General features: G+C 36.6%; 13 protein-coding genes. 6 read left to right on the top strand and 7 right to left on the bottom strand.

Annotated features, from left to right (window positions below; all coding sequences use genetic code 11):
- Positions 1-77: 77 nt before the first annotated feature.
- The gene (locus PCNPT3_RS06545) at positions 78-722 is read right to left on the bottom strand and encodes a DUF2913 family protein (protein ID WP_015465084.1); all 645 of its coding nucleotides are present in this window, start codon (positions 720-722) and stop codon (positions 78-80) included.
- Between the two features lie 556 nt (positions 723-1,278).
- On the opposite strand from PCNPT3_RS06545, the gene PCNPT3_RS06540 reads away from it, so the two are divergent.
- The 3 genes from PCNPT3_RS06540 (at position 1,279) to bamC (ending at position 3,860) form a co-directional block, all read left to right on the top strand.
- Positions 1,279-1,752 (top strand): hypothetical protein, encoded by a 474-nt coding sequence (locus PCNPT3_RS06540; RefSeq protein ID WP_015465083.1) that lies wholly within the window; start codon positions 1,279-1,281, stop codon positions 1,750-1,752.
- Between the two features lie 105 nt (positions 1,753-1,857).
- The gene (gene dapA, locus PCNPT3_RS06535) at positions 1,858-2,739 is read left to right on the top strand and encodes a 4-hydroxy-tetrahydrodipicolinate synthase (protein WP_015465082.1); all 882 of its coding nucleotides are present in this window, start codon (positions 1,858-1,860) and stop codon (positions 2,737-2,739) included.
- Entirely contained in the window at positions 2,736-3,860 is a 1,125-nt protein-coding gene (bamC, locus tag PCNPT3_RS06530) for an outer membrane protein assembly factor BamC (RefSeq protein ID WP_015465081.1), read from the top strand. The genes dapA and bamC overlap by 4 nt, the downstream gene beginning before the upstream one ends.
- A 136-nt stretch (positions 3,861-3,996) precedes the next feature.
- Here bamC and PCNPT3_RS06525 read toward each other — a convergent pair whose 3' ends face one another.
- The 6 genes from PCNPT3_RS06525 to PCNPT3_RS06500 form a co-directional block, all read right to left on the bottom strand.
- Positions 3,997-5,109 carry a phosphoribosylaminoimidazolesuccinocarboxamide synthase gene (locus PCNPT3_RS06525; protein WP_015465080.1) on the bottom strand — a complete coding sequence of 371 codons (1,113 nt, stop codon included), beginning with the start codon at positions 5,107-5,109 and terminating at the stop codon, positions 3,997-3,999.
- Positions 5,110-5,419: 310 nt separating this feature from the next.
- Positions 5,420-6,733 (bottom strand): branched-chain amino acid transport system II carrier protein, encoded by a 1,314-nt coding sequence (gene brnQ / locus PCNPT3_RS06520; RefSeq protein WP_015465079.1) that lies wholly within the window; start codon positions 6,731-6,733, stop codon positions 5,420-5,422.
- 1,117 nt (positions 6,734-7,850) lie between these two features.
- Complete coding sequence (locus tag PCNPT3_RS06515; protein WP_015465078.1) at positions 7,851-8,702, bottom strand: metal ABC transporter permease; 852 nt, start codon at positions 8,700-8,702, stop codon at positions 7,851-7,853.
- Complete coding sequence (locus PCNPT3_RS06510; protein ID WP_015465077.1) at positions 8,686-9,564, bottom strand: metal ABC transporter permease; 879 nt, start codon at positions 9,562-9,564, stop codon at positions 8,686-8,688. The genes PCNPT3_RS06515 and PCNPT3_RS06510 overlap by 17 nt, the downstream gene beginning before the upstream one ends.
- Entirely contained in the window at positions 9,558-10,418 is an 861-nt protein-coding gene (locus tag PCNPT3_RS06505) for a manganese/iron ABC transporter ATP-binding protein (RefSeq protein ID WP_015465076.1), read from the bottom strand. Before PCNPT3_RS06505 ends, PCNPT3_RS06510 begins: the two co-directional genes overlap by 7 nt.
- Entirely contained in the window at positions 10,418-11,314 is an 897-nt protein-coding gene (locus PCNPT3_RS06500) for a metal ABC transporter substrate-binding protein (RefSeq protein ID WP_015465075.1), read from the bottom strand. Before PCNPT3_RS06500 ends, PCNPT3_RS06505 begins: the two co-directional genes overlap by 1 nt.
- 577 nt (positions 11,315-11,891) lie before the next feature.
- Here PCNPT3_RS06500 and PCNPT3_RS06495 point away from each other — a divergent pair.
- From PCNPT3_RS06495 to PCNPT3_RS06485, 3 genes are all read left to right on the top strand, one after another.
- Positions 11,892-12,191 carry a Bor family protein gene (locus PCNPT3_RS06495; protein ID WP_015465074.1) on the top strand — a complete coding sequence of 100 codons (300 nt, stop codon included), beginning with the start codon at positions 11,892-11,894 and terminating at the stop codon, positions 12,189-12,191.
- Between the two features lie 87 nt (positions 12,192-12,278).
- Positions 12,279-12,572: a YciI family protein gene (locus PCNPT3_RS06490; protein ID WP_015465073.1), complete on the top strand. Its 294-nt coding sequence runs from the start codon at positions 12,279-12,281 to the stop codon at positions 12,570-12,572.
- 680 nt (positions 12,573-13,252) lie between these two features.
- On the top strand, positions 13,253-13,879 hold the full coding sequence (locus tag PCNPT3_RS06485) for a hypothetical protein (protein ID WP_015465072.1): 627 nt from the start codon (positions 13,253-13,255) through the stop codon (positions 13,877-13,879).
- Positions 13,880-13,911: the final 32 nt, after the last annotated feature.

Genomic DNA, 13,911 nt, shown 5'->3' with positions numbered 1-13,911 from the left:
TTAAGTTAAAAGTGCTTAATAAAAAGTGTGATAAAAAGGATTAAAAACAATCCGTTTTAAATCGCACTTAATTGTATTTATAAAGGGAATTCAGGTAAAAACTCACCATCATTGTGCACGTAAACCACGTATTCACCATGGTATTTTACTCTAGATTTATGATCCGTTTTCTTATGTAATAATACATTTGCAGCAAAGGCCAGTTTAACTGCCTCTTGAACATCGCCTCGAATATAAAAAGAGATCGGCTTAATTAAGTCACCTTTTTCATTAAAATGCGTATCCATTTGTGCTTTACAAGCAACAAGTGATGAATCACCTGAACTATGACATTTCATTTTATCGACAACAACCGTATCGGTTGTCACCATCCATTGTGCAGCACTTAATGTCTTATAAAAAGCTTCAAACTGGTCACGCGTCACTGCTTGTATCTTTTTATCTGAGTCTAAGATCTGGCTATAACAACGCTCTAAGTAAATAAATTGATCTTTAAGGCCTGCATTGCGTCCTAAACTACGCGCTTTACTTTGCCAATTTTTAAGCGAGCTTAAAACAATAGAATCAAAACGCTTTTTCTTCATTGCAGTGGTTACCCACGCGCCCAAGTAATGAGCTTCATTGAGATCATTCTGTGGGGTGCGACCGCTTTCATGAGACGCGTTAAGTTCGGATAATGCGAGGTCCAATAATTTGTACATTTCTTCAGAAAAAAGAGCCATGTTTGCCTAATAATAATAATAAATAAAACCAAATTATACAGGCCCCTCTGGATCTAACAAGAAGAAGCGCTTAAATATAAGAAATGAGCTAACAGATAGCCCACTTGCCTTGCTTATTTTGTATTAGACGTCGCACTAAACGCTCGTTAATACCAAAGGAACTAAAAAGGTTACCCGTCTTGCTTGTTGAAATTATCCCACCCTGCGTTGTGAGTTTTGAAGTGATAACAACACTCTCCTACAACTCTCGCCTTGCTAGTGTTAATTTTTCCTGCGCAATACATGAAAACTTCATTAATTCCTTTGGTATTAATACCAAAGGAATTAAAAAGGTTACCCATCTTGCTTGTTGAAATTATCCCTACCTGCGTTGTGAGTTTTGAAGTGAGAACAACTATCTCCTACAACTCTCGCCTTGCTAGTGTTAATTTTCTCTGCGCAATACATGAAAACTTCATTAATTCCTTTGCTATAAGTCAAAATAAAAGGCGTCGCAAGATCAAAGATAATACTTGAGTATAATGCTAGGATAATATTTTTGATATGAGTTAAGCATATGGATCTTTATTTTGGTGCACGAGCATTACATGTTTTAGCGGTAGTGTTATGGATTGGCGGGGTATCCTTTGTCACATTGATTTTAATTCCCTCATTAAAGTTATTGCCTGATGTGGATGATCGTATGTTTTTATTTGAGAAACTAGAAGGCAAGTTTGCTAAACAAGCCAAAATAACCACGTTATTAACTTTTTTCTCCGGCATTTATTTAATTGAGTTTATGCAGATTTGGGATCGCTTTTTAGAACTGCGTTTTTGGTGGATGCATTTAATGGTTTTTGTTTGGTTGGTGTTCAGTTTAGTGCTGTTTGTATTTGAACCCTTGTTTTTACATGCTTGGTTTAAAAAACAAGCCTTAATTGATAGTCAAAAAACATTTAATCAGTTACATATCATGCATATTATTTTACTGAGTATCAGCTTAATCGCTATTGGCGGGGCAATGTTAGGTGCACATGGCTATGCTTTTTAATAAACCGCTGTTTTTATTAAAAAGAAGTTAAATCTATTCATTTTAATCCTTGTTTTTAATGCGTTGCAAAAGTAATATTAAGGAGATATTAAAGAGGAGCTTAAGATGCTAACAGGCTGTATCGTCGCACTTGTGACGCCTATGCAAGAAAGTGGTGAAATCGATTTTATTGCATTAAGAAAACTTGTCGAATTTCATATTAAAGCAGGTACTGCTGCCATCGTTTCTATGGGAACAACGGGAGAATCTGCAACGCTCAGTTGTGATGAACATATTAAGGTCGTATTAAAAACCCTTGAATATGCTGCGGGACGTATTGATGTTATTGCCGGAAATGGTGCTAACTCAACAGCGGTTGCCATTGAAATGAGCCAGCGCTTAGAAAATAGCGGCATTGTTGCCGGATTAAACGTGACCCCTTATTATAATAAACCGACGCAAGAAGGGCTTTATCAGCACTTTAAACACATTGCACAGTCCTCAAAATTACCGCAAATACTTTACAATGTGCCGGCAAGAACAGCGGTTGATTTATTGCCTGAAACAATCGGCCGCTTGGCTAAAATAGATAATATTATTGGTATTAAAGAAGCAACCGGTGATTTATCTCGTCTTTTAAGCATTAAAAAATTAGTACCTGAAAACTTTTTACTCTACAGCGGTGATGATGCTACGTGCTGTGACTTTATGTTACAAGGCGGAGATGGTGTTATTTCAGTGAGCTGTAATATTGCACCGCAACTCATGAATACAATGAGTCAGCTTGCAATATCTGGTGATACTAAGGCAGCATTAAAGATTAATGCGCAATTAATACCTTTGTATGACACACTTTTTATAGAAGCAAATCCTATCCCTGTAAAATGGGCCTGTGCAAAATTAGGCCTGATATCATCAGCAGATTGCAGATTACCTTTGACAATACTCGATGTAAAATATCAACAGACGTTAGAAAATGCCTTAACAGAAGTTAAATTAATTTCATGATAAAACAATTTAAAAAAAGTCATATCACACTCAGTATAGCGGTCATGATTTCAATGACTGGCTGTGCGCGTTTTGATACACGTATGCAAGCGAATGGTCCTTTTAATTATCAAGAATCTACGCTCAACACTAAATATATTACGACAGGATATACTCAAGATGAGAGTCGCGATCTGTTTGTGATCCCTAAGTTAAGCCAATATCAAAAAGATAATGGTTTACGCGCTGACGCGGTTGATATTCGCCCACCCACACAATTAATTAAAATTATGGATGGGATCATCGAAGATAAAGATCATTCGCAAGGTACGCGTATTTGGTTTAATGATTTTCAATCACAACAAGAGTTAACGTCAAAAGTTTCGACGCTGCTGAATGATTTTTTAATCTCTAAAAATGCAACCTATACACTTGCCAAAAATAACGGTGACACGATTGAACCCGTCGAGATTAAAGAAGAAATAAGTTTTGGTAATTTTTTAAATAAAAATACAATTAATAAAGCCTCTTCTTTTTCTATTAAAGTCAGTGCAGAGCAACAATCACACCGTGTAAACCTAACGGTTAGGTTACTGAGTTACTCAGAAAAAAATGACAGTGAGCTTTTAGAATTTAAACTCACCGAAAAAAACAAACAAAATATAGAAACGCGACTCATTAATGATTTGTTACTTTTTTCATATCAGCAAAAAGAAAAACACGCATTACAAAATATAGGCTCGCAACCTTTACCGATTAAACTTGGCTTTGATGAAAATCATCAAATGGCTTGGCTAGTGAGTGAAAGTTTTGAAAAAACGTGGCAAGAGCTTCCATCATTATTGACCTTACTTAATTTTGAAATTATTAAGAGTGATAAAAACTTAGGCTCGATGTTATTAAAATACAGTGCGCCGAGTGATGATTATTGGGCAGAAAATAATTTACATCCGTTTGAATTAAAAAATGCTCAGTATAATATTCAGCTCGGAGAAGCGACCGCGGACAGTAGTGCTCTCATTTGGTTAGATGAAAATAAAAAACCATTAAAAGATGCATTAGTGACTGAAATATATTTGAGTATTACAGACAAAGTACGACAAGTATTATTATTAAATGAAGTTCAAAGTAAAAAATTATAAATAAAAATATGACGTCTTAAATAAAAAAACCAACGAATTTCTTCGTTGGTTTTTTTTGCTTTTTACTTTTTAAAAGTAAAAAGATCTTGTTACGAAAACAAAATCTTTTTTATTAAAGAGAGTCGTTCACGATCAATTAATTAATACTATCAATCAATTGGTATTGTTCTTTTAAAATTAAAATTATTTCAGCTTTTGGATCTTTCGAGATTACTATTTTTTCACCAATAATTTTTTCTGCAATCTGACAATATGTTTCTGAAATTTTCATAAGTGCATCAACGGGTAACGCATTATTTTTAGCAAGCTCTGCGCGCTCAAGCATACGATCTTTATTTAATAATACATCGGCATCGGGGAAATGTTTTAACAAAAACTGTCTGAAATCTTCTTTAGAGTTCTCAACAATATTTCCTTGTGTGTATTGCTCTTCATCCCAAATTCGCGAAGAGTCTGGCGTACCAACTTCATCCATATAAATAATTTTTTCATTGCCGGCTTTATCAGTCACATAACCGAATTCAAATTTAGTATCGACAAATATTTGTTTAACATCAGCGAGTGCCTCACTGATAACATTAAAGCCTTCACGTAATAATTTTTCATATTGCGCAATATGCTCTACGTGCGTAAAGTTAAAAGATAAAAAGTTATCTTCGATATTTTTGCGCGTGATATTCACATCGTCAACGGCAGGGACGCCGGGAATATCTTTTAAAATACCTTTGGTCGAAGGCGTTACCAATAACTCTGCAAGCTTCTGATCTTTTTTCAACCCATCGTTGATCTTTATCCCACAAAATTCACGCTCGCCTTGGCTATATGCACGCCACATTGACCCCGTAATATATTGTCTTGCGATAGCTTCGATCATGATCGGTTTAGCTTTTTGTACTATCCAAACTAAAGGATGAGGAATATCTAAGATATGACTGTCAGCTAAACCTTGCTGTTTGAATAATTTAAACCAATGGCTCGAAATAGCATTTAAGGCGGCACCTTTACCAGGAACACCTTGCAGATTATTTTCAGCATGCCAGATACAATCAAAAGCAGAAATGCGATCGCTGATCACCATAATAGCTAACGGAGCATCACTTGCGACATCATAATTTTTTTCTTTGATAAGGCGGGCGCTGTCGGCTGCGGTTAACCAATATACAGAGCGAACTTTTCCATTATGGACGGGTTGGTCGGTGCGAATAGGCAGATCATTATTAACGGCTAAAACTTGGTCGGCAAAACTCATAAAAACATCCTATAGGTTATTTTCAAAATAGTACAAATTGCGTTTGAATAATAACAGATAATAAGAGGCTTATACCAAAGGAATTAATTAAGTTTTCATGTATTGCGCAGGAAAAATTAACACTAGCAAGGCGAGAGTTGTAGGAGAGTGTTGTAGGAGAGTGTTGTTCTCACTTCAAAACTCACAACGCAGGGTGGGATAATTTCAACAAGCAAGACGGGTAACCTTTTTAGTTCCTTTGGTATTATCATTGCAGACAAAAAAAATCCGCCGGAGCGGATTTTTTATAAAGAAGATAAACCTGAATGCATTAAGCAGAAACTAAGGTTTTCTCTTTTTTAGCTTTTAAAACAAACATTGCAATAAGGAGTGCAACGATAGTTGGTAATAACCATGCCATACCTTGATCAAACATCGGTAGGAATGAGAACATATCTACATTTACGCCCGTTACTTTCATACCATCTAACAAGCCAAAAGCAAGAGAGACACTAAGAACAAAAGCATAAGATAAAGGTTTATTATCAAGTTTCTCTTTCGCATAAGTTAGCGCAACTAATGCAATCGCAACCGGATAAATGGTAAATAAGACCGGAATTGAAAGAGTGATTAATTGACTTAGGCCGACGTTGGTAACAAATGCACATAAGATACAATTGGCAACAACTAACATTTTTCTGTTCCAGTTTGGCTTTAACTCAACTAAGAAGTCAGACATTGCACTTACTAGGCCAACCGCGGTAGTTAAACAAGCTAAACCTACAACAAGTGATAATAAGTATTGTCCCGGTGCACCAAAAAGAGCTTGTACATAAAGGGAAATAATCTCGCCACCATTGCTAACATTCATCGCAACACCTTGGCTTGTAGCACCAAGATAGAAAAGAGAAACATAAACAAACGTTAAGCCCAGTGCAGCAATTAAACCTGAAATGACAAGGTATTTATATTGCACGGTACGTGAAGTGATACCTTTTGATTTGATAACATTAATAATCAACATACCAAACACAAGCGCGCCCAGCGTATCCATTGTGTTATAGCCTTCAAGAACGCCTTTAACAAAAGGAGTCGCAGCATAATCTGCAGAAGCTTGACCAATATCAGCAAGAGGATTCATAAATACAGTCGTGGCTAAAATAATTAATAACACGATAAGTAAAGGTGTGATCACTTTACCAACCATATCTAATAATTTGCCTGTTGAAATAGAAAGTCCAGCAACAACAATAAAGAATAAGACTGAAAAGATAGCAAGATGCGTTGCATTTGCATCGCTTATCAAAGGACGAATACCCACTTCAAACGCGACTAAAGCGGTTCTTGGTGTTGCAAAGCTTGGACCGATAATAATAAAGATAACTAAAGCAAGTAAGGTCGCAATTTTTGCAGGCAAATATTTTGCCATCGTCGTTAAACCACCACCGGCTTTCGCCACGGCTATTAATGTAATGAGGGGTAGACCTACTGCGGTAACTAAAAATCCGAGTGTAGCAAGTACGATATTTTCACCTGCTAGAGAGCCCGCAAGTGGTGGAAAAATGATATTTCCTGCGCCTAAAAAGAAGGCAAAACTCATAAAACCTAATCCGATGATATCGAATGTCGATAATTTTTGATTCATATTATCCTATTCCTTTTTGTTGTTTATGTGTCAGTTAGTTATTTTTCCCTTAATAACTCGTCACATTATCTAAAATAAATAGAGTAACAGCCTATAGGAACATATTATCGTGATCAAAAGATAAGCTTATATAAGAAAGGCGTAAAAAGTATTATTTTTTTACTGCTTTCTCTGCGCTCACTTTGAATAAAATCATAATACATTATTTATTATTGTAAGCGTTATCTATTGATGCTGAAGGCAAAACATTTACCTTCTTATAAGATAAAACCATGTTAGCTATTTTAAGTCAAACATATTTTGTGAAAATGAAGATAAAAAACAAATAAATGTCAGTGAGAGCGATCACAAATAGAGGCTTAATATTCCCTATTTTTATACATATTTGGATCTATCTCTCTGTTATTTCAAGGTGATTTCTTTGCAACTTGCGAAAATAGAAGCTAAAAATACAAGTGTAAATAAAGGTATAGGTATAAATATTAACTAATAGATACTTATAAATGTTATGTTTTTCAGCGATTAAGCATTAAAAACAGGACAAATACTCTGGGGATAGGCGATATAAGGGAGCAGATTTCAACACAGAGCGGGCAAAAAACCAACAAACAAGAGCAAAAGCCTTTACTGCTCTGCCTCATAGCAAGATTTCAGAAAAACAAACGCGTACGATTTTAGCGATTATTTCAATAAATATTTGATAAATATCAATAAAAACAGGTAAAAAACCCGCGTTTTTTATGTGGGGTTGATGGTGTAAGCCACAGGTTTGTTGTGATGAGCGTGAGTTAACTCGCCCAGAACGCGGATAAATCAGCAGAGTCGTGCGATTTATCGCGGTGCTTTTTATTTTATTAACGATTTCACTAAACTAATATCAAAAGAGAAGTGTGACGCTCAAAATAACAACAGCATTTCTTTGTTTTAAAAATATCAATCACACTCCTCCTGTAAACCTCATCACGCACAGAGAAAGACATTATTAAGACCTTTCTCTGTTTAATGCTAAAACATCGCTTAGGTTGTTATTGCCGAGCTTATAAAAAGACAAATAACGACCATTGCATGGGATCGAAGGATCTGCTGACAATTTCGTTAAAATACGCGCCTCATGGTATTAACCTCTGCTATTACCCGCGACTCTGCGTTTTTGTGTTTGACTGGTAATAATAAAAACAATAATAAACAGCAAACTCATGATCATAATAATTGTCGGAGCAGGGGCGCTATCAAGATAGAAACTAATATACACACCTAAAAAAGAGCAACTACATGAGATCAGTATTGAGAGCTTTAACATACTCATAAAATTGTTAGATAATAAAAAAGCGATACTACCTGGGGCAATTAATAAGGCGATAACTAAAATCATGCCGACCGCTTTTAAAGAGAAGACGATCGTTAAGGATAAAACAGTCAGTAGCGCATAATGTAAAAACCTTACGGGTAAACCAATCGCTTGTGCGTGTTGTTTGTCAAAAACAAACAGCAGCAAGTCTTTACCTTTCATGATCATAAAACCTGAAACAATAAAGCTGATACAAGCCACTTCGCCAATATCTTGCCAAGTTGTCCCTAATAAGTCGCCAAATAATATCCGATCAAGATGCACGTCAGACTCGATTTTTGTCATGATCACAAGCCCTAAAGCAAACATGCTAGAAAAGACAATTCCCATCACGGTGTCTTCTTTAAGTCGGCTATTATCACAAATATACCCTGTCGATATTGCGCAGGTAATGCCCGCAATAAAGGCGCCAATGGCGTAGGGAATAGCTAACATGTAAGCAATCACGATCCCCGGCAAAACAGAATGAGAAATAGCATCTCCCATTAACGACCATCCTTTGAGCACTAAAAAACAAGACAATAAAGCGCTGGGAATGGCCAGTAAAATAACAATGAGAAAACCTTGTTGCATAAAGCTATAACTAAAAGGTTCAATCAGTAAATCAAAGAGTGTCTGCATGGGGTGCCTCTTTTACATGATGTTGTTTACATTTTCTTTTGCTTGCGAGTAACCCATGTTTGGGCGCAAAAACAAAACACAGTAAAAAGACGAGTGTTTGCAGTAATATAATGACGCCACCGGTCGCCCCATCGACAAAATAACTGAGATAAGCACCAAATAAAGAGCTAAACGTACCAATGAGAACGCTGATGATAATAACGTGGCTAAATTTATCACTCAGTAAATAGGCGCTGGCACCGGGTGTTACCACCATGGCAATCACTAAAAAAGCACCCACGGTTTGTAACGCTGCCACGGTTGAGGCGCTGAGTAAGGTGAAAAAGAGGATCTTTAAATAAGTAGGGTTAAGGCCAATGCTTACTGCGTGGTTTTCATCAAAAAACAACACCATAAAGTCTTTCCACTTGCAGGTTAAAATCAGCAAAGTAACAAAGCCTATGATCATCAATTGTATGGTGTCATCTGGCGTGATCGCAAGGATATTACCCAAGACGATAGTTTGAATGTTGACGGAAGTAGGGGACAAAGAAACCATAAACAAACCTAACCCAAAAAAAGAGGTAAAAATCAGCCCTATAATGGCATCCTCTTTAAGTTTTGAGTGGCGTTGTAAAAATAACATGGTGGTAGCAGCCAGCCCACCTGAAAAGAAAGCGCCTAAAGAAAAGGGCAAACCTAACATATATGCCCCAGCCACGCCGGGTACGATAGAGTGAGAAAGTGCATCACCAATTAAAGACCAACCTTTAAGCATTAAATACACCGATAAAAAGGCACAAACGGCGCCCACGAGTGCACTTACAAAAATGGCATTGATCATATAATGGTATTGAAAGGGCTCTAATAAATAATCTAGCATTTATGTCTCTCCGTTAAAGCGGGGCCGGCTTGATCTTCACCATAAAGGACAACAGGGCGCTCATGATCGGATAAAACGGTCACTTTGCGCGCATCATCATCGTTATGCAGGTCGCTACCCGATAAAACAAAGTGGCGTAACGTCCCGCCAAACGCTTTTTGTAAATTCTCTTGGGTAAAGACTTTTTTAGTTTCACCCGCGGCTAAAATCGTACGGTTTATCAAAATAGTGCGATCACAAAAATCAGGCACATTACCCAAATTATGGGTAGAGACTAAAATAACCTTGCCTTCATCGCGTAACTCGCGAAGCAGTGCCATTATTTGATCTTCAGTTTTTACGTCAACGCCGGTAAAAGGTTCATCAAGTAAAATGACTTGTCCCTCTTGCGCCAATGCGCGTGCTAAAAAGATACGTTTTTTCTGCCCACCAGAGAGTTCACCTATCTGCCTTTTACGATAATCTTGCATATTCACGCGTTGCAAAGCTTCTTCTACCATTTCATGATCTTTCTTCGAGCTACGGCGCAAGAACCCCATAAAACCATAACGTCCCATCATGACAACATCTTCAACTAAAATAGGAAAGTTCCAGTCAATCTCTTCACTTTGTGGCACATAAGCCACCAAGTTTTGCTTTAATGCTTTTTTAACAGGGAGATCAAGAATGAGCACTTCACCCTGACTCAAGGAGACAAAACCCATAATAGATTTGAATAATGTTGATTTCCCACTGCCATTAATACCCACTAATGCAGTGATCGAGCCTTTAGGCAGGCTAAAGCTTGCGTTCTCTAATGCATTAAAACCATTACGGTAGGTTACGCTTATATTATTTACGGTTAATCCCTGCATTATTTTTTGATCCCTTTTACAATTTGGCTAAGCGTCGTGGTGAGTAAATCAATGTAAGTCGGAACGGGGCCGTCTTTATTACTTAAAGAATCGACATATAATACGCCCGCATAATGAGAGCCTGTTTCGCGTGCAACTTGTTGGGCCGGTTTTGCAGAAACGGTGCTTTCACTAAAGATGGCGTTAATATGCTCCTTGCGCATAATATCGATAACATGCCTTACTTGTTGTGGTGTACCTTGAGAGTCGGCATTAATCGGCCATAAAAATAACTCTTTTAAATTATAATCACGGGCAAGGTAACTAAATGCACCTTCACTGGTAACAAGCCAGCGTTTACTTGCCGGTAAGTTATCTATTTGAGCTTTAAAAGGCTCGACAGCGCGTAGTATCTCCGCTGAATATTTTTGTGCGTTTTTGTTATAAGTAGAGGCGTTTTTAGGATCGTATTTAACTAACGCGTTACGGATATTTTCAACATAAATAAGGGCGTTAGGTGCAGACATCCATGCATGAGGATTCGGTTTTCCGGCGTAAGGGCCTTGATGTATGCCCATGACTTCTATGCCCTTAGTCACAACAACACGTGGCACACTTTTAAGATGTACAAAAAACTTATCAAACCAACGCTCTAAATTGAGTCCATTATAAAGAATTAAATCGGCGTGCTGCGCTCGGCGCAAATCACCCGGTGTCGCTTGATAGTTGTGTATTTCAGCATTCGCTTTAGTAATAGACTCAACAATCGCAGCATCTCCAGCCACATTTTGGGCGATGTCTGCAATAATAGTGAACGTGGTGATCACTTTAAACTTGTGACTATCTGTTTTAGCTTGTAGGGGGCTAGTAAATATAACAGCGCAAAGCGACATGCTAAAAAAAAGCGATTTAAACATGAAATGATCCTATGGAAGTAAAAGAGAATAAAATACTAACAAGCAAACAAATCAAATGCAAACGATAATCATTATCATGATCGTTATTTTACTTTTACGAGAACCTCATCACAACAGGCAGGGGGGTCAATAAATTCAATCTCACCGTCACTCTTTATGAATATAAAAGGTCCGTTGTACTGACTTTCACCTTATAACTTTCCCAATAACTCTCCCAAAAATAATTTAATAGCGCATCAAAATGATGATTTCTGGCGATCTGAAATCTAATGTGCCTTTTTCGATTTTTGAGAGCAATACATGTAACACACTATAAATAAAGAATACTTTTATAAAACCTGTGCTTATAGCGATTTCTATAAGCACAGAGCTCACCTTAAACATAAAAACATCTACAACACACCAACAACACATCAACAACAAACACTAAGGTGCTGTTTATTAGTATGTTTTTTATTTTGCCAAGTGAACTATAATGTGTATTAGTAAGGATACAGTCTAATAAACTGTTATGCTTTTAAGCATTCACACGGATAGTCTAGGGTGAATTTATTATTTTAAGATCTAAGGATAAATTATGAAATTTAAACTATTAAGTCTTGCATTATGTATTGGATTGTTAGGTGGTTGTGCCGCTCAGACATTTACTATTAATGGAGAGAATGGTGAGAATGGTGAAACCCCAACCACACAACAGTCACAAAATTTCTTTATTAGCGGCCTAGGTCAAGAAAAAGTCATTGATGCAGCTGCTGTTTGTGGTGGAGCTGAAAATGTAATCAAAGTTGAAGCACAGCACACTTTGATTAATGGCCTTTTAGGTTTTGTTACATTCGGAATTTATACGCCAAGAGATGCAAAGGTTTACTGTAAATAGCATAACAAGAAATATACAGCGGACAAAAATTGCGCAGTGGCGCAATTTTATCCGCTGATCTTACCGTTATAGGAAATGGAACATTAAATGTTTATAGTCTCATTAACATACAAAACTGAATTATCGGAAGTCGATAAGCACATTGAAGATCATATCATCTACCTTAGAAAATATTATACCTTGGGTAAATTCATTACTTCGGGCAGAAAGGTTCCCCGAATAGGTGGAATAATTTTAGTCAATGCTTCGAATAAAGCAGAAGTGGATGCAATTATAAAAGAAGATCCATTTAACATTGCTAATGTAGCTAGTTATGAAGTAACAGAATTTATACCGACTATGGTTTCAAAAGAGTGCGAGGCATTCAAAAATTTCATATAACTAGAACAAACCATTGGACATGTTTGAGCTTGGTCGGCAATAAAGTCCGATACAATGCGAGTGGCTTATCTGTGTCAGAGTCTTATTTTAACTGGCTTAAGTCAGTGCTCTACAAGCAGCGTGCATTTTTGTGTGATGACTCGATAAAAGTTTTGAGAATCTGTTGCGACAACCATTATCATAATCTTATGTTTACGAGAGCCTCATCACAACAGGCAGGGAGGGTCAATAAATTCAATTTTCACCCTCTAAATGAATATAAAAGATACTTTCTAACGACTTTCGCCTGATAACTATCCCCAAAATCATTGAATAGCGTATAAAAGTGATGATTTCTGACGATCTAAAATTAACCTGTATGTATATACAGGTTAATTTACATTTGGCTTATAATGTGACTTTTTCGGTTTTTTAGTGCAATAGATGCATGACTTCCACATGAAAATAAGTGTAACCCCCTGTAAATAAATCATAATTTTTATCAAGTATGTACTTATAGAGATCCCTATAACAACAGAACTCACTTTAAACATAAAAAAATATCACGTACACATCAACAAATAGAGCCAACACACTGTTTGTTAATATGTTTTTGTGTTATTAAATGAACTATAAGTAATTGTTAGATGTGTATTAGTAAGAATGCAGTCTAATACACTTTAGGCATTTAAGGATCACTCATGACTTCTGAGCATAAATTCCATTTATATGTGACCGTTGCTACTGTAATGGTTATGTATTTTATGATTGAGAATGTTGCTCCTTTTCTCAATGAATTTGGTGTAGCTAAACCAATTGTAACGTTACTTTCAACTGTTGGTATTTACAATTTATTTGTCAAAACATTATCGAGTCTTGCTCGAAATTGGTTGTGGCTTAAAAAATACTTGTTAGGTGCAACTTTCCTTAACGGAACTTGGGTTGGTGAGTTTAAAGGTTCTAACAATGAAAAGATTATAACGGTTGAAGCTTTCGACCAAACCTTAAATCACCTTGTTATTCGTGGTGAATCTTTTAAAGAAAACGGTGAGTCTTACGCCCAGTGGATTTCTAAGGCTACCTTTATTAATGAAACTGATGGTGTTTTAACCTACACCTATACATGTGACAAAGATGATGATAAATCTACGTTTCAGGGAGTATGTGTTTTCAATTTTGAGAGAGCAGCTGCACATCTACCGCCTACATATATCAAAGGGTATTCAACCGATGTTATAGATGGTGTTAGAACTAGTAATCGAGAAAAGAAAATAGACGACAAGCTCTTGCCTTTACTAGAAGCATTCGAATTGGCAAAAAATGCCTAACAAGCTGTTAAACAAGGACAAAAAACAGTTGG

The sequence above is a fragment of the Psychromonas sp. CNPT3 genome, from assembly GCF_000153405.2.
Taxonomy (GTDB): Bacteria; Pseudomonadota; Gammaproteobacteria; order Enterobacterales; family Psychromonadaceae; genus Psychromonas.
Note: the sequence above shows the minus strand (reverse complement) of the source record. Positions and strands in the feature narration are given on the sequence as shown.

Coding starts and splice junctions, on each gene's coding strand:
- PCNPT3_RS06495 (WP_015465074.1), top strand. CDS start 11,892: ATGAAATTTAAACTATTAAGTCTTGCATTATGTATTGGATTGTTAGGT.
- PCNPT3_RS06500 (WP_015465075.1), bottom strand. CDS start 11,314: ATGTTTAAATCGCTTTTTTTTAGCATGTCGCTTTGCGCTGTTATATTT.
- PCNPT3_RS06510 (WP_015465077.1), bottom strand. CDS start 9,564: ATGCTAGATTATTTATTAGAGCCCTTTCAATACCATTATATGATCAAT.
- PCNPT3_RS06505 (WP_015465076.1), bottom strand. CDS start 10,418: ATGCAGGGATTAACCGTAAATAATATAAGCGTAACCTACCGTAATGGT.
- dapA (WP_015465082.1), top strand. CDS start 1,858: ATGCTAACAGGCTGTATCGTCGCACTTGTGACGCCTATGCAAGAAAGT.
- PCNPT3_RS06490 (WP_015465073.1), top strand. CDS start 12,279: ATGTTTATAGTCTCATTAACATACAAAACTGAATTATCGGAAGTCGAT.
- PCNPT3_RS06525 (WP_015465080.1), bottom strand. CDS start 5,109: ATGAGTTTTGCCGACCAAGTTTTAGCCGTTAATAATGATCTGCCTATT.
- bamC (WP_015465081.1), top strand. CDS start 2,736: ATGATAAAACAATTTAAAAAAAGTCATATCACACTCAGTATAGCGGTC.
- PCNPT3_RS06515 (WP_015465078.1), bottom strand. CDS start 8,702: ATGCAGACACTCTTTGATTTACTGATTGAACCTTTTAGTTATAGCTTT.
- brnQ (WP_015465079.1), bottom strand. CDS start 6,733: ATGAATCAAAAATTATCGACATTCGATATCATCGGATTAGGTTTTATG.
- PCNPT3_RS06540 (WP_015465083.1), top strand. CDS start 1,279: ATGGATCTTTATTTTGGTGCACGAGCATTACATGTTTTAGCGGTAGTG.
- PCNPT3_RS06485 (WP_015465072.1), top strand. CDS start 13,253: ATGACTTCTGAGCATAAATTCCATTTATATGTGACCGTTGCTACTGTA.
- PCNPT3_RS06545 (WP_015465084.1), bottom strand. CDS start 722: ATGGCTCTTTTTTCTGAAGAAATGTACAAATTATTGGACCTCGCATTA.